Here is a 25,578-nt window from a genome sequence, read left to right as displayed (position 1 = left end):
CACGAAATTATGAATTATGAAGGATGAGGGATGAAGTTAAAAGCTTAATCCTCCGAATCTGTGCCAATCTGTGGCGAAAACAGCCTTCGTGGATCACATTTAACGCAGAGGCGCAGAGGCGCAGAGGAACGATGGCTTTTGGCTGATGGCTATAGGCTATCGGAACATGGGTAGTAACTCAAGAATCTCCATAGTCAAAAGCCCATAGCCTGGTTCTCTCTGCGCCTCTGCGTTAAACCCTTCTTCGCGCTCTTCGTGGTCTTCGCGGTTTCCGTCATTCGTGCCCTTTGTGGATCAAACTATGTTCTATGCTCTCTGTTCTATGCTCTCTGTTCTATGCTCTCTGTTCTCCTAGCCCACTCGCAGCACAATTTTGCCCACGTGCTGGCTCGATTCTAGCAAACGATGGGCAGCGCTAGCATCGGCCAAATCAAAGACCGCTTCAATTACTGGCTCAAATGTGCCATCTGCAAAACGGGGCAATACATCCTGAAGCATTTGCTGGGTCAGCGCAGCTTTGGCGGCAACCGGGCGTGCGCGCAAGGTCGTGCCACACACCGTCAAGCGTTTGAGCATCAACGTGCGCAGATCAAGCTCGGTTTGCGCCCCGCCCATGGTTGCAATAATCACCAAACGCCCGCCAACCCGCAAACTGGCCAAGTTATCGTTGAAATAGCTGGCTCCTAGCATATCCAACACTACGTCAACGCCTTGTTGATTGGTCAGTTCTTGCAGGCGCTCGGGCCAGTCTTCAGTGCGATAATTGATGCCTGCAAGCGCACCCAACTCGCGGCAACGCTCAATTTTTTGCTCCGAGCCAGCAGTGATGATCACTTCAGCACCGCGCCAACCTGCCAGTTGAATCGCTGCCGTGCCAATGCCTGAGCTGCCGCCATGCACCAATAAGCGTTCACCAGCGCTCAAACGACCCCAGTTAAACAAGTTGTCATAAGCCGTCATCCAGACTTCGGGAATAGCAGCTGCTTGTTCGTAGTTCAAATTAGCGGGAATTGGCATTGCCAATTCTGCCGGAATCACCACTTGTTGGGCATAGCCGCCACCTGGTAATAAGGCACAAATTCGCGTGCCCAGCGCTGGCGCTGTAACTCCTGCGCCATGGCCAATCACTTCGCCAGCAATTTCTAAACCTAAAATTTCCGAGGCTCCCGCTGGCGCTGGATACATCCCACGGCGCTGCAAAATATCGGCGCGGTTGACGGCGGTAGCATGCACCCGAATCAACAATTCGCCAGCCTGCGGCTGCAAATCGGCAACTTCGGCCAATTTCAAAACCTCAGCATCGCCAGCTTGATCAAACACAATCGCTTGCATAATTCACCTCATCGATCAAAAAACGTGTTGAGCATTTAGCCCAACACGTTAGCAGAATTTCAATTTATAACGTCAGCGGATCAGCGGGAATCGGCGCATCGTTGGCTTTGAGCCGTTCGCTAATTAAGGCTTTGATCTTCGCACCATGCTCCCAATCGGCTTGTTCGGTTGCGGTTTCGACCAACAAACGCGGGATCGCAGTCGGTCGGCCATCAATGCCCACCGAAACCATCGAATAAAAGCCGGTCGTACACCAGCGCCGTTCGCCAGAAATTGGGTCTTCGGCCCAGGCATCGATCCGTACAATCAGCGAAGTCGTGCCGGTGTAAATCACTTTGGCCAGCATATCAACCAAATCGCCATGATGAATCGGCGTGCGAAAATCGATTCGTTCGGTCGAAGCGGTGACGACTTGTTGGCGGCAAAAGCGAATCGCGGCAATCGCTGCCGCGCGGTCCATCATCGCCAAGACTTCACCACCAAACATCGTGCCATGGTTATTGGTCTGGCCGGGTAGCACAATATCCGACATACGAATCAGCGGCGTGCGCCGAATTGGGCGTTCGTTCACGCTGCACCTCGCAAGCGCAACAGCACTTGATAATAGGCCAAGCCCAATGGCCCGCTCATTAATGTGCAAATCAAGGCTGGCACAATCAGCCAATGGGGAATATTTTTCTCTTGAGCATCGCGCAAAATCGCCCGCCCAACGAAGAAATCAAAGATTAAATAATGCGTCCAGCCAGCAAATGTGCCCTTGGGGCCGCCTTCTTGAAACAATTTGCCAATCGAATCGAGGGTTGGATTGAGCATCGCGCTGAAATTGAAGCCTTTGCCATCGTTTTCAGCCAGTGCGCCACCCAACATGGCTGCGTAGAGACCGCCCATCCCAATAAAAAAGCGATCATCGTTGATCACCCGTTGTGTCCAGCGTGAACGTGGTGCGCCGATCATCAATAGCCAACCTGGGATAACCGCGAGGTTTGCAAGGCTAAACAGGCGATCCAACCACGGTGAACGAGGTGTTTGCATAACCAACTCCTATTGGCGAAAGATATACATAATTGCCACAACCGTTATGCCCCAAAGCACAATATCGGCTAACATTGGCAAATCTTTAAGCAACAATTCTTCTGGGCTACCGCCTTCATCTTTTTTGTAGACCAAATAGAGGTAGCGGAAAATACCATAAATGACAAATGGCACGGTGATCAACATTAATGGAAAAGGACTGGTCGGCACATGAGGATTGGTTGGGTTAAGTGTATACAAAATATAGGCAATCAAGGTGCTGGCGGTAATCAGCGAAATCATTTCTTGCAGCAGCTCGGTTGAATATTCTTCGAGCACACGGCGATGGCTGCCAGCACCACTTTCGAGCAAAACCAACTCGTGGCGGCGTTTGGCCAGCGCCAGAAACAGCGACAACAGCCCAGTACAAATCAACAACCATGGCGAAATATCGATGCGCAGCACTACCGCGCCCGAAACTGTGCGAAAGACAAAGCCTGCGGCAATGATAAACACATCGAGAATCACCACATGCTTGAGCCGAAACGAATAGGCCAATTGCATCACCACGTAAACGGCCAGAATAATTGCTACGCCACGGCTCAGCATCCAAGCCAAAGGCAAGCCAATGCCCAGAAAAATGAGGGTTGCGATAATTGCGCTGCTTGGCGCAAGATGGCCACTTGCCAGCGGGCGATAGCGCTTTTTGGGATGATCGCGATCTTTTTCAATATCGACCAAATCGTTGATGAGATAAATTGAGCTAGCGATTAAACACCACAGGCCAAAGGTTGCGAGCACCCGTAATAAGCTCTGGGGGTTGGTCAAGAGCATATCATTGGCAAAAATTAAGCCTGCAAACACAAAAATATTCTTGACCCACTGTTTGGGCCGCATCGTCAAAAACAGATATTTGGGCATTTTTGAGAGTTTCGGTTGAGCTATTTTATAGGGCTGTTGCATACAAATTACTCTACTCCTTGAGCCTGACGAATCACTTTCGCCTAGCAGTGATCATTCTACCTACCCATTGCATGTGCGTCAAACGTCAGTAGGGGCCAGGATTCAGGCATCAGGGGCTAGGCTTTAACCCAACCGCCTACGAAGGCTAAGCGCTTCAGGCTATGAACTAGCGGCGGATATGTTGCTATGATCCTGATTTGTCATCCTATAGCCAATAGTCTATAACCAATAGCCTAGCCCCTGACCCCTGACTCCTAGCCCCTGACCCCTTGTGCACAAATTCAGGGCTATACAGACAGCGATGATATGGTATACTAGCCGCGTTGAGTATCCCATGAGAGGCGATGCCGCCCACGCAATACATCATTCCAACTGGTTTGATGTCGTCACATATCAAATTGTATTTGTCTAATTGTTGGTAGTTTTAAGCGGTAATGGGTGACCGTACTCGATCACTCGCCAGAAATTTAATGGCATGCCAAGAAACAAAGAACTACCCAGGAGCACATTGGAATCCCTATGAACAAACCCAAGCAGGATGTTGCGGTTTTTATCGACTTCGAGAACATTTATGTTTCAGTTCGCGAGAAGTTCGACGCTACCCCCAATTTCGAAGCCTTGATGGAACGCTGCGAAGACTATGGCCGTGTTGTTGTAGCCCGCGCTTACGCCGATTGGTATCGTTACCCACGCATTACTAGCGCCTTATTTGCCAATAATATTGAGCCGATGTATGTGCCAACCTACTATTATGATAAGGACGAAGGCCGCATGGGCCGTCCCATCAAAAATAGTGTTGATATGCACATGTGTATCGATGCCATGCGCACGCTTTACACCCGCACCAACATCGGAGCCTATATTTTTATCACCGGCGACCGCGATTTTATCGCTTTGGTCAACTGTGTGCGCCAAGAAGGCAAAGATGTGATTATCGTTGGGATTGGCGGCGCTGCTTCGAGCCACCTTGCCCAAAGCGCCGATGAATTTTTGTTCTACGAGCAAATTGTCGATATTCGCCCAATGGGTGGCCGCCGCAACGAACGCCACGATCGCAGCGAAAAAACCTTCGAGCGCGTTGAGCGCCCAGAACGGGTTGAGCGCAACGACCGCGCAGAACGTGGCGACCGCAGCGAGCGCAACGAACGTAGCGACCGTGGTGAGCGCAGCGAGCGCAATGGCCGCGATGAACGCCGCCGCGATCGCAGCGAACGCCCAGAAAAACACAGCGAACCACATTTCGAGCGGCTTGATTCGCGGGCTGAAAAACCAGAGCCACGCACTGAAAAGCCAGTTGAAAAACCAGCCGAAATTGTCGTTCGCCCAGCGCCGAGCATTACGCCAGTCGTGGCCACTACCCCAACCAACCCCGATGCAGCGATCTACGATAAGTTGGTCGAGGCCTTGCACTTAGCCCGCAAACGCGGCTATGTCACCTCGTTTGGCTCGCTTAAAGTCTTGATGAAAGAGTTGATGCCCAACTTCAAGGAAAGCCGCTATCGCGACGCTCAGGGCAAACCATTCACCAAATTTACCGATTTTGTGCGCGAAGCCGAACGCCTCGGCAAGATTCAGATCTTCACCAGTGGCACGGTCAACGAAGTGTTCTTGCCCGATGAAGATCCCTACAAGCTCTCGCAGTTTGCCGAAGATCTGCCTTCAGTTGAAGCAGAACGCGAGCTTGAACAAGAGCTTGAATTGCAAGCAGAAGCAATTGCGCCAATTACAATCGAAACGATTGGCATTGCCGACGAGCCAATGGAATTAGGCGAAGGCGAAGATGCAACTGCAAGCAGCGATCGTGGCGATCGCAATGGCCGCCGCCGTCGCCGCCGTGGCAGCAGTCGTAGCGAGCAACCAACCGCCGATATTGTGCCCGATGAACTGGGCGAAACGGTCTTGGTTCCCGCGTTACCCGAAGGCTTTAGCTTTGGCGAGCGCGAATGGCAATTGTTCTATCAAGTGATGGGTGTTTACAGCGAGCCTGTGCCGTTTGCCGACATCTTTAACGATTTGCGTGAAATGCGCAATACCGCAGAACTTGAATTGACCAATAATGCCTTGAAGGAATTGATCAAGCAGGCGATTAATGAAGGCAAAGTGCAACGCTCAAATCGCGGAGCCAAAGCCCACTATCGGCTTGTGCTCAACCCAGAACAGCATGATGCCGCTGGCTCAAGCTTTGAGCCAAGCGAACATACCGCCTTCGATGATGGCCCAAGCTTGCCCGATTTGGTTGACGAAGAGCCACGCTTGTTGCCAGCGATGATTGGTGGTCAAGCAATTGCGATTGACGACGATTACACTGCGCCAATCGACGAAGTGGCCTTGCCCGAAAGCTTTGAAGAGCAGCCATTGCCCGATAACGATGCAGATTATTCGTTTGCTGAGCCAATCGATTATGAAGTTCCCGTGGGCGCTGCGACCAATGCAGCAATCAAGCCACGTAAGCCAAGCCGCCGCCGCAAGTCGATTGTGCCGCTGAGTGTGGCCGAAGCAATTGCCGCCAATAACCAGGCTGAGCCAGTTGCCGAGCCAGTGGTTGAAGCTGTGGCCGAGCCGGTTGGCGAAGTCATCAGCGAGCCTGTGGCCGAAGTCGTGGCTGAGCCAGTAGTTGAAGCTGCGGCCGAGCCAGTGGCTGAAAAGCCCAAAAAACGTGGTGGCAAGCGCAAAGCTGCTGAGACTGCCGAAGTTGTCGAAGAAAAACCTAAGAAAACCACTCGTCGCAAAAAAGCTGAGCCAGTTGCTGAAGCACCAGCTCCTGCGGATCCAGCCAAGCCCCGTCGCCGCAAAAAAGTTACGCCCAGCGAAAGCGGAGAGTAAGCGTGAGTTGGCCGCAGCAGGCGATTAAAATCTGTGGTGTGCGTAGTGTCGAGGCCGCTGTTACAGCGGCTTCGGCAGGCGCAGACCTGATTGGCATGATCTTTGCGCCCAGCAAACGCCAAATTGAGGTGAGTTTAGCGCAGGAAATTGCCCAAGCAGTGCGCGCGACCGCAACTGATTGTCGGTTGGTCGGCGTATTTGCTAATGCGCCTGCAAGTGAAATTCAAGCAATTGCTCAAGCAGTTGGCCTCGATGTGGTGCAGCTGAGCGGCGATGAACCAATTGCCATCAGCGAGCACATTGAGCTGCCATTGCTGAAAGCTGTGCGTTTAAGCAATAAAAACAGCGAGCAAGCATGGTATGATATAGCCCAAGACCAGCAGCGAATTCGCTTGGTGGTCGATGCCCATGTGCCAGGCTCATACGGTGGGGCTGGTGTATTAGCTGATTGGCAAGCAGCGCGGCGATTGGCTCAAACAACGCCATTATTGCTCGCTGGTGGGCTTGAACCAACCAATGTCGCCCAAGCGATTCAAGCAGTTGAACCATGGGGCGTTGATGTGAGCAGCGGCATCGAAACCGCTGGAAACAAAGATCTCAACAAAATAATTCAATTTGTGAAAATCGCGCAGCAAGCCTTGAATGCGCTGCGTGTTGCTAGGAGGAATGCATGAAATTTGGTAAATTGTTGCGCTTCGGTATCATCGCTGGTGCAGGGGCCTTGGTTTATCGGGTTTATAAACAATATAAGGCTGATCAAGCATTTGAGTTGGCTCCGGTCAGCAATTTGGCTTCAAACACCACTGCCGTCAGCGCAGGTAACACCAAACGTTCAATTAGCCCAGAGTTGCTGGAAATTTTGGCTTGCCCAGTCGATAAAAAGCCAGTTGAATTGTACAGCGATGCCAATGGCAAAGAATGGTTGCTCAATCCACGGAATGGCTACCGCTACCCAATTGAAGATGGGATTCCAATTATGTTGATCGATGAAGGCGAAAAGCACAAAGATACCAGCCTGATTCGGGCCTAATTTTCCAGCGTGGAACCCTATTACGGAAGGGAAGCCCTCCGGGCTTCCTTTTGTTGTTACTTGGAGTCTGCATCATGCCAAACCTCGCTGAACTTTCTACCTTCTTGCAAACCATTCTAGAGACCGAGTACTTTCCAAGTGAAGAACGGGGTACGATCTATATTTCGTCGGTGCGGCCAATTCGCCGCATGGGCTTTGCGCTCGATCCATGGCCAACCTTGCCATCGTGGCTCGAACACGAAGATCTCGATGCGATCTTTTTGCATCGCCCACAACAACTCGATCGTGATACCGTGCCACCAACTCGTGGGGTGTTATATGCAGGCGCACCCTTTGACGAACGCTTAACGATTGGCTTTGTGCCACGTTTGGCCGAGGTCTTGGGGTTGCGCGGGCGCTCGCCCATGGCCGATAAAAGTGGCCGTCCCTTAGGCATGGTCGGCGATTTGCCTAAACCTGTAACGCCTGCCGAATGGCGACGCTTGGTGATGGATATGTATGGCGGGGTTGATGAGGTTTGGGAAAATAACGTGCAGTCGATCCGTAAGGTAGCGATTGTTAATCAAATTACGCCAACGCTCGTGCAAGAGGCCGCCAATCGCGGCGCTCAAGCCTTCCTCACGCCAATTTTGCGTGAATCGTCCCAAGCAAGCTGCCGCGCCAATAATATCGCTGCATTTAGCACCGGCATCAAACGCGCTGAACACTGGGGTTTGCGCACCCTCGCAGGCATGATCCGCGAACGCTGGGCTGGTGTGCGCACCGCCATCTTCGAAGATCGGGGTCAGTAGTAATTGGGGATCGGTTGTTGGGGATCGGGTATCGCGAAGGACAAGGCTATAGGCTTTTGGCTATCGGAAGCATGAGTGGGCTGTCAAAGATGTTGGGAATTACACCCGTATCCGATTCCTAGCCCCTGACCCCCGATCCTTACAAGGATAGGTTGTGAAGATCCCCTCACCCCAACCCCTCTCCCACGTGGCGGGCGAGGGGCTTTAATGCCGTGGTTCTGCCGCACGGCGTGGTACAAATGCGTGCTCCCCCTCGCCCGCGTCCAGTGGGGTAATAATTGGTTTCCATCTAATCCTATTGTTCTTAGTCGAAAACACAAGCGCTCCCCTCGCCCGCGTTCAGTGGGAGAGGGGCTGGGGGGTGAGGGAACACGGTTGCCAAGCCAATGCACAAGTACACATAGCCAAAAGCCATGAACATTTTTAGCCACGAATGTCACGAATTGCCCGAATCATGTTCCGATAGCCAACAGGCAACAGCCCATAACCCTATGTCTTCGTGCTCTTCGTGGTTAAAAAAGCTTTTGCCTTCTGCCTTTTGATTTCATCCTTCATCCCTCATCCTTCATACTTTCGTGGCTCTGCGCCTCTGCGTTAAACTCCTGATCCCTAATCCCCGATCCCCAGCCTCAGCCCCCAACCCCCAGCCCCCGATCCCCAACTACTACCGCAACAACCCCAATACTTGCTGAATCTCTGGATAGTCGCCAAACGCTTGTAAATCAGCGCGAGCCTGCTGAATCAATGGCTGGGGATCATTGCCATTACGCTGCGCACTCAGCGCATCACCGATAGTTAATTCTGCATCGCTCAGGGCATGGCGAAACGGGCTGCGTTGGCTGCGGGCCATGGGCAACAAATGTTGGATCAGCTGAGCTGCTTGTTGCAGGCTTGAAGCTGTTTGGCCTGTGTGTTGATTGACCGTAATCGTGCCCGTATTGACTCCCGTTACCACGCCGTAAACAGAGCTGTTATTGAGATTGACCGTGCCCGTATTCTGGACTGGCGCTTGCTGGCGATAATGTTCAAGCACAGCCTGCAACGAGGCTCCACGGGCTGGATCGCTTTGGTTGCTATGCCCGCGCTGCCCAAGTACCAAATTAATTTGTTCGAGCATGGCTTGGGTTTGGCTAATTTGGGCTTGGGTTTCGGGCGGTACGCTGCCAGCACCCCATTGGCCTGCCTGCTGCGCCAAAATATTCAAATTTTTGCGGTGCTGTTCGCGTAAATCGTATAAGCTTTGGGTGCTCATTTGCTCTAACATCGAAAGTTGCATCATAAAGCTCCTTATTCTGCGTGGCCAATAATTAAGCGCACGCCAATGTTGGGGCCATGGCTAAATGGGCGATGATGCAGCCGCGAACGGCAACGGGCAAAATAGCGATTATGAAACCACGAGCCACCACGCACCGCCACTACCAAATCGCGATGTTGCAAGCGCCGATTGCGGGTTATTTGCGGGTCAAGCTCAGGGTCGCGATTAACGCTATTTGTCCATTCGCACACATTGCCCGCTAAATCCATTGGGCCATCGCTCCACGTGCCATAGGGAAACATGCCAACCGGCGTTGGTTGCTCAAGATCGCTTTCGCTGGTGTTGGCATGATCGTTGCGCCATTCATCGCCCCATGGATATTCACGGTTGCTCTGTTGGCTGGCCGCTAGTTGCCATTCGGCCTCGCTTGGCAAGCGTACCACTAAATTTTGGCCAAGCGCATCGAGTTGGGGCCGCAGTTGTTGGGTCAGCCAAGCACAAAAGGCATTGGCTTCATACCAATTGATGCCGACGATTGGCTGAGTTGGGTTATTAAAGCGTTCGTTATGCCATAAATCGGGCAAGCGCCGTGGCGCGGCCCATGGCGGCAACCCATGCAACCACGAAGGGTCGCCGCGTCGCCAGTGGCGGGCATCATCGTGTTGCCACCATTGATCATCCAAGTAGCCACGGGCCGCGATAAATTGGCTATATTCAAGGTTGGTCAGCAAATAGCGGCTCATCCAAAAACGCTCAACGCTGTAAGTTTGGGGCCGCGCATGCGGATCATCAATCTCCACGCTGCCTGGATTAATGCAGACAACCCGCTCGGTGAGCGCAATCAAGGCTCCATCTTCGCCGATAAAGCGCGTATCGCCAATTGCGCCCAACACCATGGCCGCACGCATACGGGTTGGGAAGGCAATTCGTGGTGGTGCCCAACGCCGCACACCGCGACTGCTGCCGCTCAGGCCGCCAATATTTTTGAGATGATTAATCGCTTGTTGCCAGAGATTGCGTCGCCCTGCGCTGGCAACTTTGGGCTTGCCAATCGCCAAGAGCAAATGCGAGCCTTGCACCTGTTCGTCGGGCATGCCACCAAGCAAATCTTGAATGACCCCAAAAATAAAGCTTTGCTTTTGAATGTAGGGCGCAAAATTGGCCATGTAATGCAGGCAAACCCGCCAATGCTCACTGCCAGAGCGTTCGATACATTCATCGTGGCGCTCTTGATTGAGCAAATACATGCCAGCCAAAAATTGCTGAAACAAGCGATGGGCAAAATCATAATGCGGATTATCTTGTTGATTGTTACTGGCTTCTTGCAACAAGCCATTGCTATTGATCAGCCGCAAGGTTGCATTGCCCACTGCCTGCGAGAGCATATGAATTTGATTAGGATGCGGGTAGCGATCGCTGTAATAGCGCTGCACGACGGTGTTAATTTGCTGCAAGCTGAGCAAGGCTTTGCCCTGAATTTCCTCTTGGCTATGGGCATAATAGCCCAACAAGGCCACCAAATCGTACAGATCTTCGAGCGAAACGGCAATTGCTTCGGGCGCGCGGCGTTTGAGCAATTCGTCGATACAAATGTGCAATAATTTGCCTTCGCTCTCCGGTAAATCGGTATGCACCATATTGACATGGACGGTCAACGCCAGCAACAAGGGCGTGCGGGTCAGTTCATGTAACATCCCCGATTTCATCAATTCGGCGTGCAGTTTGGCGTGTTTTTTGCGAATGCTCACAATATCGGCGTGCGAGGCATGCAAGCGGCCCAATTCGCTATAGTAATTGGTGATATAGACGTGCTGCGCCGTCAGATCAAACGGCATCAATTGAATTGTTGGCCAATCGTAGAGCTGGCGCGAGGGAAACGGCGGCGGCAGCGGGTGTTCATAATCAAAAACCCGACAGGTAACGATAATCCTGCTTTTGTGAAACATACGCTGAGCATGTTCGATGCAGCGCTTGACTGCGGCCAGATGTTCGGGCTGCACTTCATCAAGGCCATCGAGCAGCAGCAAGCCATTGCCGTTGATCAACAATTCTTCAATTGCATCTTGCAGGCGTTGTTGGCGCTCGATCTCGACGCGCTGAAAACCAACATCGCTGTTGATCGAACGCTGGCCGAAGCGTCCAGCCAATTGCAGCTCGGTCACAACTTCCCAAAATGCGTCGGCGGTTTGTTGCTCTGGGTTGGCTGGCGGTTGCACATGTTTGAGCCGCACGCGCACTGGCACAAGTTTGGTATGCATCCAACCTTGGCTATGCAAAAACTCAGCTTTGGCTGGATCGAGCAAGGCTGCCGCTTGGGCAGAGGCTAAATACGAAACCACGGTGGTTTTGCCGCCGCCTGGCACGCCCAAAATCACAGCTTTTTGGTGTTGAATTTGGTTCAGCGCCTTGAGAATTGAATCTTGCAGTTGCGGACGCGGCTGCGGGCTGCCCAAGAGCAACGATTGCAACAAGGCATCGCCAGCAATAGGCCCATAAAAATCAGCTTGCAGCATGGTAAAAACTCGCTGCAACGACATGCGCTCCTGATCGCTATCCTGCACATCGGTTCCCAGCACCAAGCGATCGGCGTTGCCCTGAATATGGGCCAAATAGTGCAAAATTAATTGATCGGTGCGTTCGCCAGTGCTCAGCGGTGCATTAAAAACCTGATTTATCCAAACATGACCAAGGTTGGTCATAACGCTGGAACCATAGATTTGGCCTTGAGTTGCAGCAGGGGCTGGCGTTTCGGCAACGACGGCGGCTTGTTGGGCGAGCTGGCTGAGTTGCTGTTGATGTTGGCCAATCATTTGATCGAGGGCTTCGATCAGATCTTGGTCATTCTCTTGGGCGCGGCGGGCTTGGAGGTTGATAATTTTCTGACGGATTCGCTCAACATCGTGCATAGGCCGCCTCATGGATTACAAAAAAATACCACACACTGTAGTATGGCATAAAATCACTAAGGCAGGGGATGCGTATCCCCTGCCATTTGTCCATAAAGGGTTAGCCTATTGGGGTTAATCCCTATAGTACTTTACGTCATAGCCGAGCCATCGCAGCTCATTGGGCTTTTGTCGCCAATTTTCACGTACCTTGATCCACAGATCGAGATAGATTTGGCGACCAATTGAGCGCTCGATTTCAAAGCGTGAAGTTGCGCCAATTTTGCGTAGCATCGAGCCACCGGCCCCAATGATGATGCCTTTTTGCGAATCTTTTTCGACTGAAATGTTGGCACGAATGTAAATCACCTTGCCGCGATCTTCCCATTCTTCAACTTCGACCGCGACCGAGTGCGGAATTTCTTCCTCGGTGTTGAGCATAACCTTTTCGCGAATCATCTCGGCGACCAAGGTGCGCTCGGAAACATCGGAAAGTTGATCTTCTGGGTAGAGGCGATGGCCAACGGGCAAGCGCTTGACGATTTCTTCGAGCAAGGTTTCCATGCCAAGCTTATCGCGGGCCGAAACGGCAACTTCCATTTCCCATGGCGCAAGGTCGCGATATTCTTGCAAATGCTTATCGGCCTCGTCAGTGGCATCGACTTTGTTGAGCACCAAAATATGGGGCTTGCGCGAAAGCAAAACCATTTGGGCAATTTCGCGATCCATGCGGTTGGGTGGCACAGTAATATCGACCATAAAGCAGATCACATCGGCGTTTGGCACTGCCTTTTTGGCCACATCGACCATAAAATTGCCAAGCTTATGCCGTGGTTTGTGAATCCCTGGCGTGTCGACGAAAATAATCTGGGCATCGGGGCCGTTGAGAATGCCACGCACTGGCACGCGCGTTGTTTGCGGTTTCGGCGAAACAATCGAGACTTTTTGGCCAAGATAGGCATTCAACAAGGTCGATTTGCCGACGTTGGGCTTGCCGACCAAGGCCACGAACCCACTGTGGACTTCATGATCGGTTGGCAGCAAGGGCTTGGGTAAATTTGGGTTGAGTTTGACTGGCAGTTGATGCACAACCGGCCCATCTTCGTCCTCGTCGTCAACCTCGGCAGCGGCCTGTGGCGCAGCCTTGACTTCTGGTTGCTCGTCGTCAGATTCATCGTCGTCGTCGAACTCAGCGTCGCCATCTTCGTCGAAAGCAACCAACCATGGGTTCAGCGCTTCAAGCCGATCGTTGATGCCAAACTCAATCATCGCCTGGATTTCGATGCCCAAGGCGCGGCCTTTGCGATCGAGATCAACAATCGCCTCGTAGGGCAGTTCCTCGCTGGTGACGACTTCGTGCTGGCCGAAGCTCAGGGTTAATTGGCGATTCTCTTCGTTGTAGTGTAGCTCTTCGAAGCCTTGGGCATATTGCAAAAAGCTTTTTTTCGGTGCTGAAGCCAATTGCAACTGCACGCCAACGATCTGCCCAGCGGCATCTAATAAAAAGACCCCTGGAATTTCCAGCTGGCTCGCGTCATCGCCTTCGTTAATATCGGTAAAGTAGGCATATAAAGCCCGTGCATCAGCATCAAAAGTAAGTTCTAACATAGCTCCATCAAATTCTAGTGTTAATCACTTTAAGGGTTAATTGGAACCGCAGTTCCGGAAAGACTACCGCCGCTGCTGGTTGGCGTTGGCGCAAGGTTTGGTTGGGGCGCAACGCTTGGTTGGGCGGTGCTATTGGTCGGGACACTGGCTGGCGCGGTTGGCTCAAGCGCATTGGGCTGTTGGGGAGCCGGTTGATTGGCGCTGCCAGCACAATCGCCAACTTTGCTCACATTCACTGTCACATTGGTATAGTCGAGCGAATACAATAAATCGCTGACATTTTTTTGGGCCTCGATTGCAGCGCGATCAAGCACGCCGTTTTCACAAGCACTCTGAATAATTGATTGTTCAGCGAAACTGCGAGCATTACTTTCTAAATTGACATCACCCCGACTGAGCCAACCACGTTCGCGGTCATAGACTCGCGTTGCTTCATTATCTAAGCGCGAGTAGATGATCCGAGTTGGTGGCAAGGTAATTTTAATCGATTTGCCGTCGATCTCAATTTGATCATCGCGCAATTCGCTCATATCAATGCCAAGCCCGACCTCGCCGCGTGCTTGCAGCAAAATCCGGTCGCCATACAGCAACTCTTGGAAGAAGTTGCCTTCGTTACGGGCCTCAATCACTTGATCGGCCTGATATGAAAAGGTGATCCACTCGTTACGAGCACGTAATTGCTGCACAATCGCTGGGCCTTGGGCATTGTTGACGGTTTGTGGCTTGTTAAACCACACGCCAATTGGGTCAAAAAGGCCAGTTATCGAAAGCACAACCATAATTCCAAGTGCTCCGATGAGCAGAAAAAACAAACTACTTATACAGCCAGAATTCCGTTGCCGGTACATTTGGAGCCTCCTTTGGCGAAGCTCAATCATAGGTACTTGGTAGTATAGCCGAAAAATGCTGGCGTGGTGCATTTTCTGCTATAGCCTAGGGCGTAGGGCGATGATATTTGTGTTAGGAGTTTGTATGAGCGACCAATTATTTAAAGATGCTGATGAATTTGAGCGTACCTATGTTGGCGATCAAGCATCCGACGCTACAGTTGTGCCGCCGGTTGCACCAAACCCAGCCTTTGAAAATGGGGTGATGCCAACGCCACCGCTATATGTCGATCGCGATGGCTTGCAGGTTGCGCCCCTCCCACTCGATGAGCCAAATCCAAACGAGCGACGTGAGGATGATTAGGGTTGTTCCCTCACCCCCCAGCCCCCTCTCCCACTGAACGCGGGCGAGGGGGAGCCAACCATGTTTCGCCAAGGAATTGCGGGAGAACCAGCGCGTTAAAGCCCCTCGCCCGCGCCACGGGAGAGGGGTTGGGGTGAGGGGATCTTATTACCTACCCTTGTAAGCAGCCCCCGCTCCCACTGAACGCGGGCGAGGGGTTGGGGTGAGGGAATTTAACTATTGATCGAGCGCAATCGCCCATTGCATATTAGCCCCGCTTAGTGCCAAATCGGCGATCGCGCTGCCATTGCTGGGAACCCATTGCAATTGCGTTTCAGCCATGATTGATGGGATGATGACTGCGCCGCTGCCATCAGGCGACCATAAGACGCTGCCAACGGTTTGGCTATCTTGGCGCAATGGCGTGATGCTCCCATCCAAGCCAATTCGGCTGAGGGTTAGTGGAGCCGAAATTTCCATCGGATCATTGCTATCGACCGTGCCAACAAAGGCCAAATGACTGTCATCGGGTTGCATAAAGACGCTCGAAACTGGCTGGAATGGTGCAACATTATCGCCATCGATCATGGCTTTGGCCTCGCCTGTGCTGGGGTTGATATGCCACCAACCAGTTGGGAACATGCCAAAAACCTCGTTCGTGACGTTGATTGCGCTGCCATCTGGCTCCCAGCTCACATGACAACATGGATAATTGCCATTGATGGTAATCGTTAGGGGCGCAGATGTAGCCAAATCAAACAAAACTAAATTGCCACCCTCGGGCACAAACCCTGCCGCAGCCAAAATTTTGCTGCCATCAGGCGACCAACTATTTGGCCCATACAACACCGAATAATCATAAATATCGGCCAAGGCTGCATCTGTGTTGCTGGTGTGCGGTTGAAGCATAGTTTGCTTACGATCAATCAGATTGAGCACTTGCAAACCGCCCCAACTAAAGGCAATCGAACTGCCATCGGGCGACCAGCGCGGCGTATTGAGCTGATCACGATGAAAGACATTGGTATCTGCTTGGGGGTCGATGGTTGGTCCATCGACCAATATCTCGCGATTTTGGCCCAGCGCATCGACCAAAATTAAATCGTTGTTGGCGATGTAGGCAATTTGGCCGAGGTTGCTGATCTGATAATCGAAGACCCCATTTTGCTCGCTGGTAATTGGCGTAAGTGTTTTGCCATCGGTTTCGAGGCGCACAATCTGCACGCCATTTGGTTGCGACGAGAGCGCATACAACGGCTGAGGCAATAATTGGCTGCTCACGGTTGGGCTTGGTTGCAGGGTGGCGGCAACCGTTGGGGCACTGGTTGCGGCAGGAATTGCGCTTGGCTCGGCGACAATCACATTGGCGCTTGGTTGTGGTTGGCTGGTCGGGCTAGTGGCGCTACTACAGCCCACCAAACCCAACAATAACCAAGCCAACCCTCGACGATAACGCATCACATCACTCCTATATCTTCTAGAATCCAGAGAATCCGATGCTATCAAAGGTACTTAGGGCTTGTCAATCAGCCATTTGTTGGGTTTTAGTGATTGGAAACGTTCCCTCTCCCACGAAAACGCGGGCGAGAGGGAGCATCCGTTTTTACCATGGAATTGGGAGAGAACCACCAGATTAAAGCCCCTTGTCCACGTCACAGGAGCGGGTTGGGGTGAGGGAAGATTACAACCCCGATTATTTGAATTTACGCAGCCGCACCAGCCACCCAACAGGATAGCCAACCATTTTGGCGACATCGCCAACCACGCGAATCATTGGCGGTAAACTGAGGGTTTTGAGCCGACGGGCGAATGCCCAGCCTTTGGTTGCTCGCCACAAGCGGCGATAGGGTTTGCGGGTGTAGCCAGCAAGGCCGAGGCCCAATAAAACGCCAAGCCATGGGCGTTGTAATAGGTTACGGAGCAACAGCAACAAACCAAAATAGGTTGCATAACGAATTGCCTGGCGCAATGGCCAGAGGTTAGCAACGCCATCGCCGCGGGCATAGAAGAAATATTGGCGAAAGAGGGCGCGAAAACTTGAGCGCGGCTGAAAATGTACAACTGCATCAAGCACCGTTGTGCTGCGAAACCCCGCCGCAGTAGCCGCTTGATCAAACACTAAATCTTCGCAGTGGTCGAGCCATTCAGGATAGCCGCCAACTGTTTCCCACACAACTTTGCGAAACGCCACCGATTGACCAGCCGCCAAAAATCGACTGGGATCAACTTCTGCGGCTAGTGGATAGTTGGTTGCGCCAATTGCGGTTTCGAGGTCGCTGCGCGGCGCTGCTTGATAAAAGCCCGCCACTAAATCTGCTTGATCTGCTTCGAGCGGCGCGACAATCCGTTCGAGCCATTCGCGATCGAGCGCTAAGCCCGCATCGGTGGAGGCAATCAAGTGGCCTTGGGCATGCATAATCGCATTATTACGGCCAGAAGAGATATTAAACCCGCCATGGACGAGCCGAATTGCTGCGCCGCGATCGATATAGCTTTGCACAATTGCCGCAGTGGCATCGGTCGAGCCACAATCGTTGACCACAATTTCATCGGGCTGGCGGCTTTGGGCCAACATCGAATCAAGCAAAGCGGCAATAGTATCGGCTTCGTTTTTGACGGTGCAAATGAGCGATAGTTGGGTCATGCTGGCTCAATCATCTAATTCATCAGGGCTAAATTTAATCAGTGCGCGAGTCCATTCGGCTTCGCGTTTGAATTCAAAGCTGCCACCAAGGTCGGTGTTGACCAAGGTTTCGATAATGCCAAGCCCCAGCCCAGTGCTGACGCGGCGTTTAACTGGCTCTGGTCTGGTCGGGCCATCGTCACGGACTTGCACCCACGCGTGTTCAGCTTCGAGCCAGCCATCGATGCCGATGATGCCGCCTTCGGCGCTCAGGCCGTGATCAAGCGCATTATGCACTAATTCATTGATGACAATCGCCAACACCGTTGCTGCCCGCGCATTGACCAACACCGAATCGCCAGTGATCAAAAATTCGACTGGAGTTTCGGTTGGCAAGCTCATCTGAATATTTTCGGCAATTTGCTTGGCAATATCTTGGACGGTGGTTTGGCCTTCGCCATCGTGGCTGAGCAAATTATGCACAGCAGCAATCGCATGGATGCGGCGCACACTATCATCAAGCGCCTGCCGACCCTCAGTTTCGGTGTTCAAACGGCGGGCTTGCATTTGCAACAAGGCCGAGATCGTTTGCAAATTGTTGCGCACGCGATGATGAATCTCTTGCAGCAAGGTCGATTTGATCGTCAGATTGCGCTGAGTTTCTTCATACAAGCGGGCATTTTCGATTGCAATTGCGCCTTCATCGGCAAACGTGGTGAGCAATTGAACTTGTTCGTATTCGATGTGACGCGGCGCATAACTATAAAAACACAAGGCCCCAATAATTCGATTGCCAGTGCGCATCGGCAGCGCAAACAACGAGTGAAAGCCCTCGCGATAGGCAATTGCCTGCACGCCCGACCAACGCTCGTCGGTGTAGGCATTGGGCACGGCAATCGCCCGATGCTCACGAATTACTTGCACAATCATATCTTCTACGCCGGAAGTGCGGCCAGGGCCATACGAAGCCAACATTTTAACTTTATTATTTGGTCGCACTTGGAAAATATCGGTGCGATCAACATCAGCGATTTTAACAGCTTGCTCAACAATCAAATGCAGCAGATTATCAACATCCAAGGTTGAAGCCAAGGCCGCCGTTACGCGCTGCAAGGTGGTTAATTCACGAATTTTTTGGTGCAAACGGGCATCAGTTTGTTGATACATTTGCGCATTGGCAATTGAGAGTGCAATTTCACCCGCCACCACTTCGAGATATGAGGTTTGCTCTTGCGAAAACTCATGCGGATCGCGATTCTGCACTGTGATCACGCCTTGCAGGGTTTCGATATGGTGGCGCTCGCTGGCAAATAAAATCACGGGAACTGCTAGCAGCGAGCGGAAATGCCATTCTTCGAGCAGCGGTTCAAGCTGGTAGCGCGGCTCGTTGCGCACATCGAAAATCGCCACCGGCTTGCCTAATTCGCCAGCCCAACCAGTTACGCCGACCCCAATTTCAACCTCAACCGTGCCAATCGCCTTGGGATTCAGCCCACGAGTTGCGACCAAACGCAGCATGCGCCGATGCTGATCGAAAAGATAAATCGAACAAACATCGACCCGCATCACATCGCTAACCGTATCGACCACAGTTTGCAGCGAGGCATCAATATCAAGGGTTGAGTTGGCGGCGCTAATAATTCGATGCAAGCCATCGAGCTGTTGCACGCGGCGCATCAAGTGGTTTTGCCAATGGCGGGTGCGCTGTTCCTCGCGGGCGGCAGCATAGCCAAGCAGCAAATCAGTTACCACCGCACTGGGATCAAGCCGAGCTTGGGTAGCGGCATCGATGCCAAGTTTGGTCAACATTTGAGGATCAGCGTTTTGGCTTTGCCACGTTGCGCCAAACGCTCGCAGCTCCTGGGCTTGAGCCACAGCATTATCATTTTGCAAAATCGCGAGAATTGCCGCATTTGGAGCGTCTGTATCGATCATAACCAGCGTGCCTCATTGCAGTCGTCGTGCCGAATGAGTGTAGAGCAATTGTCGGCTTTTTGCAAGAAAACACCAGATTACAACAGAATGAAAAGCCCCTCGCCCGCGTTCAGTGGGAGAGGGGTTGGGGTGAGGGAACCTAGCAATCATTCATTATTTTGCAAGGCTGCTAGCATTTTGCGGCACATCGCGGTAACGAGGGCTATTTCGCTGGGGCTTGGGGTTGCGCGAGCTAGCAAATCGCGCACCGTGCGCACGGCACTCGCTTGTTGGCCAGCAGTCCGCGAGAATTTCAGCTGGCTCAACAATTGATCAAGCAAATTGAGCAAGCGATCGTGGGCTGCTTGGTCGGCTAATTCAACCTTGGGCAAGGCTTCGGCTGAGGTTGCCAAGCCGCGCAACGTGTACAACGCCAACAGCACAGCATCGGCCAAGTTCAACGATGGATAGCTAGGATCGACCGGAATGCTGATTAATTGGCTGCATTGCTCAAGCGCTGCGTTATCTAGCCCGCGATCTTCACGGCCAAACACCAAGGCTAGCGGTGCGCTCGCCGCCAATGCGGCTAAAGTTGGGGCGAATTCGGGCAAACTGACGGCGCGTCGTTCGCCACGAGCGCGGCCACTAAAGCCCACCACATACGGAATAGTGGCTAAGGCCTCGCCAAGGCTGGCAAAAGTTTCGATTTGCTCGACCAACGGGCTGCTGCGATGCGCCATGTCATCGAGCCGTTCGATTGAGTAGGAAACTGGCTGAACTAAGCGCAAGCGTTGAAAGCCAGTGTTGAGCAAGGCCCGCACTGTCGAGCCAATATTGACCTCGCGCTGAGGCTCGTGCAAAACCGTTATCACATTGGAAAAAATCGTTGAACTCACGGCAAATCCTCTGAAACAAAGCCGTTTGCTATGATAGCACCGAAATAGAAGGATGAAGAACATAGAACATAGAGCATAGAGCATAAAGCGCGTGGGGATGTGGCTCTTGGCTATGGGAATAATAATCTGTGGAATCTGTGGCGAAAAAAGCTTCGTGTAATTCGTGGAATTCGTGGCTAAACAATCGTGCTTCGCGTCCTTCGCGCTCTTCGCGGTTTCAACCCTTCGTATCCTATGGATCAATGAATTAACGCAGAGGCGCAGAGCAAGTATGGCTGATGGCTCTGGGCTATCGGAGATTTTTTGAAATGGCAACAATTGTTTCGATAGCCAATAGCCAATAGCCAATAGCCCAAGCTTTGTGCTCTTCGTGGATCAACATCGATAACCTCAGACAACTTTCAGTTGCTTATCATTGAGACAATGCATTCACCTATGCAATGATGGCGAGCAAAGCCTTTTTCAGAGAGTGTGTGGAGCTTTTGATGCGTAGCCTTCAGCGAACGATCAACCTGAGTGTTGGATTGTTGCTCATCCTCGCCGCCTGTGGCCGAACCAACAACCAGCCAGCAGTGCAACCAGCAAGTCAAAGTGGCCAGATAGCTGTCGTCCATACCGCTACTGCTCTTGTCCCCAGCCCGACCTTGGCGAAAAAATTTGTGTTTGATACCCAGGTGGCTATTAGTATCGCAACCGAGCTTTCCTTATCACCAACACCGCGTCCAATCGTCACGTTTCCTCCAACACCAACTATCTACCCAGATGAACTATCTAATTCTTGTGAGCTGTGGCGTAATTTTATACCTAGCAATTGTTGGATTAGCGAACGTAGAAATGTCGCTGTTCAGGCTGGCACACAGAATATTGATCCACAACAGGGTAGAATTCTCGTTTACAACGATGGGCTTGCAGCCTATGACACTCCCCAACGCATAGGATCAATCAAAATCCATACAGTTAATTATCCAATCGTGGATGTGTATACCAATACGACCCATCTCCTGTTCAACCTCGAAACGCGCCAGTGGCTTGACCCACTCGGAACCGTGCTTCCGAGCTTAACGCCAACCGCAACGCCCTAATTTAAGGATGAAGTATGAGGGATGAGGGATGAAGAACAGAGCTAAAATCAAAAATCAAAAGGCAGAAGGCAAAAACCTATAACCCATAGCCTAGAGCCTCAATGTTGGTTAATCTGTGGCAATCTGTGGCTAAAAATTCGTGCTTCGCGATCTTCGCGTCCTTCGCGGTTTCAACCCTTCGTGGCCTTGGTGTCCTTCGTGGATCAGATTTTTAACGCAGAGGCGCAGAGGGATGAGGCTATCGGCTGTAGGCTATGAGCTATGGGAAGCATAATTAGGGAAATCTGTGGGAATCTGTGGCTAAAAATTCGTGCTTCGCGATCTTCGCGTGCTTCGTAGATTGTTCATCCTTCATCCCTCATCCTTCATAATTTTATCGTTTGTTGTCATCCCTCTGTCTTAGGTTGTGAAGTTTTTCCTTAAGTTTCAGGGCTGGCTGGTATTCTATAGACAGGTTCGCGATGGCGTGCAGGGGCTACAAATAACCCGACATCGCGAAGCATTGGAGGAATCAGTATTATGAACGCACCAGCCTATGTACGCAATGAAGAACTCAAACGTTGGGTCGCAGAAATGGTTGCCTTGTGCAAGCCCGACGATGTGTATTGGTGTGATGGTTCTGACGAAGAATATGCTTTGATGTGTGGGCGCTTGGTTGAGTCTGGAACGTTTATTCCATTGAATCCCGAAAAACGCCCCAATAGCTTTTTGGCTCGCTCTAATCCTTCCGACGTGGCTCGGGTCGAAGATCGCACCTATATTTGTAGTTTGAGCAAAGGCGATGCCGGCCCAACCAATAATTGGATGCAGCCCAAGGAGATGAAGGAAAAACTGACCGGTTTGTTTGATGGCTCAATGCGTGGGCGCACCATGTATGTCGTGCCATTCAGCATGGGACCACTTGGATCGCCAATCGCTCACATTGGGGTCGAATTGACTGACTCGCCCTATGTTGTGGTCAATATGAAAATTATGACCCGCATGAGCAGCGATGTCTATGCTGTGCTGGGCGATAATGGCCACTTTATTCCTTGTTTGCACTCGGTTGGTGCGCCACTCGAACCAGGCCAAGCTGATGTTTCGTGGCCGTGTAACGAAAAAGAAAAATATATCGTGCACTTCCCTGAAGAACGCTCGATTTGGTCGTATGGTAGTGGCTATGGCGGCAATGCTTTGCTTGGCAAGAAATGCTTCGCGCTGCGGATTGCCTCGAACATGGCTCGCGATGAAGGTTGGTTGGCCGAACATATGTTGGTGCTGGGTGTCGAATCGCCTGTTGGTGAAAAAACCTATGTGGCTGCGGCCTTCCCAAGCGCTTGTGGCAAAACCAACTTTGCAATGTTGATTCCGCCAACCGCAATGGATGGCTGGAAAGTGACCACGGTTGGCGATGACATTGCTTGGATCAAGCCTGGCAAAGATGGCAAACTGTATGCAATCAATCCAGAAAGTGGCTATTTTGGCGTAGCACCTGGCACATCCGAGGAAACGAATCCAAATGCGATGGCGGCCTTGAGCAAAAATACGATCTTTACCAACGTAGCGCTCACGCCAGATGGCGATATTTGGTGGGAAGGCATGACCAAAACTCCACCTGCCAAGGCTATCGACTGGACGGGCCAAGAATGGACACCAGATTGTGGCCGCAAAGCAGCTCACGCTAATGCGCGCTTTACGGCTCCAGCCAGCCAGTGCCCAAGTATCGACCCAGCTTGGGAAGATCCCCAAGGTGTGCCGATTGAAGCCTTTATCTTTGGTGGCCGCCGTAGCACCTTGATGCCATTGGTTTACCAAGCGTTCAACTGGACGTATGGGGTGTATCAAGCAGCAACGATGGGTTCGGAAACCACAGCAGCAGCAATGTCGGCAGTTGGCGAAGTGCGCCGCGACCCCATGGCAATGCTTCCATTTGTGGGCTACCATATGGCCGATTACTTCAACCACTGGTTGCAGTTTGGCCGCACAATTCCCAATCCACCACGGATCTTCAGTGTCAACTGGTTCCGCAAGGATAAAAATGGCAAGTTCCTGTGGCCAGGCTTTGGTGAAAATATGCGGGTGCTCAAGTGGGTGGTCGAGCGCGCTCACGGCCATGCAGTCGCGATCGAAAGCCCAATTGGCTGGATGCCACGCTACCAAGATTTGGATTGGAGTGGCCTCAACTTTAGCGAAGAACAATTCCATGAGCTAATGTCGGTTGATCGCGACGATTGGAATAAGGAAATTCTTTCGCACGAAGAATTGTTCATCAAACTTTACGACCGCATGCCCAAAGAATTTCTCTCGATTCGCGAGCTGATTCTTTCGAGCTTGTGGCGGTCGCCAGAACACTGGGAAGCGTTTGAGTAGCGTTGGCTTGATCAGCCATAATCCTTAATCGTCAAAGGCGGTTGCAAGCAAACTTGTAGCCGCCTTTGTTATGAGTAAGGGGTCAGTTGTCAGGTTCTAGGGGTCAGCAACTGCGAAGAGCACGAAGGATGGGAACCGCAAAGATCGCGAAGGTTAAGTTTTTGGCCACAGATGAGCACAGATTTTTTGGATTCAGTTTCTGCTGCCCGATAGCCTTCATAATTCATCCCTCATCCTTCGGTTCTCTGCGCCTCTGCTGGCATGCCCTCACCCCCAGCCCCTCTCCCACTGAACGCGGGCGAGGGGAGCAATGGTCTTGTGGTTCCCCCTCGCCTGCGAGCAGGTTAGGGGTGAGGGGGAAAACCGTTGTTAAGGCAATAAACCATTACACCTAGCGACTACTCCTCGCTCTTCATCCTTCTCAACGTTCTGCGCCTCTGCGTTAAACCTGGCTCCTGAATCCTGATCCCTAAATCCTCGCTCTTCATCCTTCATCCCTCATACTTCATCCTTCGGCTTACTCTTCGTCTGTCCAGCCTTGGTTTTGCAGAGTGTTGCGCAGGGCTTTGCTCAGAGTTTCGATCTGTTTGAGCACCAGCCGCACTTTGAAGGGCGCGTTTTCATCGCTTTCGAGCCACTTGCTGAAATCGCCCTCGTGAACTGCGCGCGAAATGCGGTCGGTTTCATCGACCATCTGGTCGAGCGAGCGAATACGGAACACGCGCGATTTATTTTTCTTGGCTTCTGCTTCTTCAACCACGGCGAAAAATTGATCGTGCTCTTGTTGAATGCGATCGTCCTCATCATCCCAAATATCTGAATCGTTGTCGTCGAGGCCAACGCTTTCGGTTGAGCCACGGCTCAAGCGCCCGCCGCTTTGCTCAACTTCGCCAATCCGTTCGGTGCGCAGCTCCAAACCACCTTCCAAGGCATCGAGTGCTGCTTCAACCGAAAGCTCTGGGTTGGCGGTCAAATAGGCGGCCAAGCCACTAATTTGGGCTGCCGACATGCCTTCATCGGCGGCATAACGGGCTAACTCAACTTGGCGGCGTTCGTTGGGCAAGCGCCGAATATGCTGGGCTTGAGTTACATTCAAATCGCCATTGCGTAGCAAGCTTTGCACTTCTTCGGGCAAATCGAGCAGGCTCAAATAGCGGCGCACTGAGCGGCCAACCAAGCCAACCCGCTTGCCAACTTCTTCATCGAGGTCGCCGTTTACGCCAACTTCGCTTAGTTGATCGCGCAGGCGTTTGAAGGCCACAGCTTTTTCTAAATCATTGAGATCCAAGCGGGCGACGTTTTCGGCCAATTGCTGGGTTAGGCGGTCGGATTCTTGCAGATCAAGCTTGATGCAGGGCACCCGTTCGTAGCCCAACGAGGTAATTGCCGCCAATCGTCGTCCGCCATAGACCACCCGATAGCGATCGCCGCCAATGCCAATTACGCCCAATGGTTGTAACAGACCTTGTTCGCTAATCGTCGCTGCGAGCGCGGCAATATCGCCCTGATCTTGGCGAATGCCAGTTGGATCGGCTTCTAATTGATTTAGGTTTAAGTAGAGTAATTGCATAGGTTGGAGCCTCATTTGATTTGGCTAAACACCGTGATTATAGCACACCTATTCTGGTTAATCGCTGCTGAATTTGGTTGAGAGATTCCCTCACCCCCCAGCCCCCTCTCCCACGAAAACGCGGGCGAGGGGGAGCATCCGTTTTTACTGACAAATTGCTGAAGAACCATGGAGTTAAAGCCCCTCTCCCGTTGGACGGGTTTAAGGGCGGACAGGTTGGGGAATGGGTAGTAATTAAGTGTTAGGGGATAGCCGTCCCGAGCCGGCCACCCCGCG

20 protein-coding genes are annotated in these 25,578 nt (G+C 52.0%); 7 read left to right on the top strand and 13 right to left on the bottom strand.

Annotation, left to right across the window (positions count from 1 at the left end):
* Positions 1 to 351 precede the first annotated feature (351 nt).
* The 4 genes from ACFMKP_RS09615 to ACFMKP_RS09600 form a co-directional block, all read right to left on the bottom strand.
* Positions 352 to 1,332, bottom strand: coding sequence for an NAD(P)H-quinone oxidoreductase (locus ACFMKP_RS09615; RefSeq protein ID WP_382291314.1), 981 nt, complete (start codon positions 1,330 to 1,332; stop codon positions 352 to 354).
* A gap of 64 nt (positions 1,333 to 1,396) precedes the next feature.
* Positions 1,397 to 1,903 (bottom strand): acyl-CoA thioesterase, encoded by a 507-nt coding sequence (locus ACFMKP_RS09610; protein ID WP_382291312.1) that lies wholly within the window; start codon positions 1,901 to 1,903, stop codon positions 1,397 to 1,399.
* The gene (locus tag ACFMKP_RS09605) at positions 1,900 to 2,364 is read right to left on the bottom strand and encodes an ABA4-like family protein (protein WP_382291310.1); all 465 of its coding nucleotides are present in this window, start codon (positions 2,362 to 2,364) and stop codon (positions 1,900 to 1,902) included. The genes ACFMKP_RS09610 and ACFMKP_RS09605 overlap by 4 nt, the downstream gene beginning before the upstream one ends.
* A gap of 9 nt (positions 2,365 to 2,373) precedes the next feature.
* A complete protein-coding gene (locus tag ACFMKP_RS09600; protein ID WP_382291308.1) occupies positions 2,374 to 3,306 on the bottom strand; it encodes a decaprenyl-phosphate phosphoribosyltransferase in 933 nt (310 codons plus the stop codon).
* A 519-nt stretch (positions 3,307 to 3,825) separates the two neighbouring features.
* Here ACFMKP_RS09600 and ACFMKP_RS09595 point away from each other — a divergent pair.
* The 4 genes from ACFMKP_RS09595 (at position 3,826) to ACFMKP_RS09580 (ending at position 7,950) form a co-directional block, all read left to right on the top strand.
* A complete protein-coding gene (locus ACFMKP_RS09595; RefSeq protein ID WP_382291306.1) occupies positions 3,826 to 6,129 on the top strand; it encodes an NYN domain-containing protein in 2,304 nt (767 codons plus the stop codon).
* 2 nt (positions 6,130 to 6,131) lie between these two features.
* A complete protein-coding gene (locus ACFMKP_RS09590; protein WP_382291304.1) occupies positions 6,132 to 6,803 on the top strand; it encodes a phosphoribosylanthranilate isomerase in 672 nt (223 codons plus the stop codon).
* On the top strand, positions 6,800 to 7,159 hold the full coding sequence (locus ACFMKP_RS09585; RefSeq protein WP_204757431.1) for a Trm112 family protein: 360 nt from the start codon (positions 6,800 to 6,802) through the stop codon (positions 7,157 to 7,159). Before ACFMKP_RS09590 ends, ACFMKP_RS09585 begins: the two co-directional genes overlap by 4 nt.
* 74 nt (positions 7,160 to 7,233) lie before the next feature.
* Positions 7,234 to 7,950, top strand: a complete 717-nt coding sequence (locus ACFMKP_RS09580) for a Nif3-like dinuclear metal center hexameric protein (RefSeq protein WP_054534533.1) — start codon at positions 7,234 to 7,236, stop codon at positions 7,948 to 7,950.
* A gap of 664 nt (positions 7,951 to 8,614) precedes the next feature.
* Here ACFMKP_RS09580 and ACFMKP_RS09575 read toward each other — a convergent pair.
* The 4 genes from ACFMKP_RS09575 to ACFMKP_RS09560 form a co-directional block, all read right to left on the bottom strand.
* Positions 8,615 to 9,229 carry a hypothetical protein gene (locus tag ACFMKP_RS09575; RefSeq protein ID WP_382291301.1) on the bottom strand — a complete coding sequence of 205 codons (615 nt, stop codon included), beginning with the start codon at positions 9,227 to 9,229 and terminating at the stop codon, positions 8,615 to 8,617.
* Positions 9,230 to 9,237: 8 nt separating this feature from the next.
* A complete protein-coding gene (locus ACFMKP_RS09570) occupies positions 9,238 to 12,111 on the bottom strand; it encodes a formylglycine-generating enzyme family protein (RefSeq protein ID WP_382291300.1) in 2,874 nt (957 codons plus the stop codon).
* A gap of 114 nt (positions 12,112 to 12,225) precedes the next feature.
* Positions 12,226 to 13,698: a GTPase Era gene (era, locus tag ACFMKP_RS09565; RefSeq protein ID WP_382291298.1), complete on the bottom strand. Its 1,473-nt coding sequence runs from the start codon at positions 13,696 to 13,698 to the stop codon at positions 12,226 to 12,228.
* 29 nt (positions 13,699 to 13,727) lie between these two features.
* Entirely contained in the window at positions 13,728 to 14,546 is an 819-nt protein-coding gene (locus tag ACFMKP_RS09560) for a DUF4230 domain-containing protein (protein WP_382291296.1), read from the bottom strand.
* 124 nt (positions 14,547 to 14,670) lie between these two features.
* On the opposite strand from ACFMKP_RS09560, the gene ACFMKP_RS09555 reads away from it, so the two are divergent.
* Complete coding sequence (locus ACFMKP_RS09555) at positions 14,671 to 14,889, top strand: hypothetical protein (protein WP_204757425.1); 219 nt, start codon at positions 14,671 to 14,673, stop codon at positions 14,887 to 14,889.
* A gap of 216 nt (positions 14,890 to 15,105) precedes the next feature.
* Here ACFMKP_RS09555 and ACFMKP_RS09550 read toward each other — a convergent pair whose 3' ends face one another.
* From ACFMKP_RS09550 to ACFMKP_RS09535, 4 genes are all read right to left on the bottom strand, one after another.
* Positions 15,106 to 16,326: a hypothetical protein gene (locus tag ACFMKP_RS09550; RefSeq protein ID WP_382291294.1), complete on the bottom strand. Its 1,221-nt coding sequence runs from the start codon at positions 16,324 to 16,326 to the stop codon at positions 15,106 to 15,108.
* A 235-nt stretch (positions 16,327 to 16,561) separates the two neighbouring features.
* Positions 16,562 to 17,512 (bottom strand): glycosyltransferase, encoded by a 951-nt coding sequence (locus tag ACFMKP_RS09545; RefSeq protein ID WP_382291292.1) that lies wholly within the window; start codon positions 17,510 to 17,512, stop codon positions 16,562 to 16,564.
* Between the two features lie 6 nt (positions 17,513 to 17,518).
* A complete protein-coding gene (locus ACFMKP_RS09540) occupies positions 17,519 to 19,426 on the bottom strand; it encodes a GAF domain-containing protein (protein ID WP_382291290.1) in 1,908 nt (635 codons plus the stop codon).
* 146 nt (positions 19,427 to 19,572) lie between these two features.
* Entirely contained in the window at positions 19,573 to 20,301 is a 729-nt protein-coding gene (locus ACFMKP_RS09535; RefSeq protein WP_382291288.1) for an RNA methyltransferase, read from the bottom strand.
* 485 nt (positions 20,302 to 20,786) lie between these two features.
* Here ACFMKP_RS09535 and ACFMKP_RS09530 point away from each other — a divergent pair, with 485 nt between their 5' ends.
* A complete protein-coding gene (locus tag ACFMKP_RS09530; RefSeq protein ID WP_382291286.1) occupies positions 20,787 to 21,383 on the top strand; it encodes a hypothetical protein in 597 nt (198 codons plus the stop codon).
* Between the two features lie 519 nt (positions 21,384 to 21,902).
* Positions 21,903 to 23,732: a phosphoenolpyruvate carboxykinase (GTP) gene (locus ACFMKP_RS09525; protein WP_382291283.1), complete on the top strand. Its 1,830-nt coding sequence runs from the start codon at positions 21,903 to 21,905 to the stop codon at positions 23,730 to 23,732.
* A gap of 517 nt (positions 23,733 to 24,249) precedes the next feature.
* Here the strand turns inward: ACFMKP_RS09525 and ACFMKP_RS09520 are convergent.
* Positions 24,250 to 25,302 (bottom strand): ParB/RepB/Spo0J family partition protein, encoded by a 1,053-nt coding sequence (locus ACFMKP_RS09520; RefSeq protein ID WP_382291281.1) that lies wholly within the window; start codon positions 25,300 to 25,302, stop codon positions 24,250 to 24,252.
* Between the last annotated feature and the right edge of the window lie 276 nt (positions 25,303 to 25,578).

The sequence above is a fragment of the Herpetosiphon sp. NSE202 genome (genome assembly GCF_042688385.1).
Taxonomy (GTDB): domain Bacteria; phylum Chloroflexota; class Chloroflexia; order Chloroflexales; family Herpetosiphonaceae; genus Herpetosiphon.
Note: the sequence above shows the minus strand (reverse complement) of the source record. Positions and strands in the feature narration are given on the sequence as shown.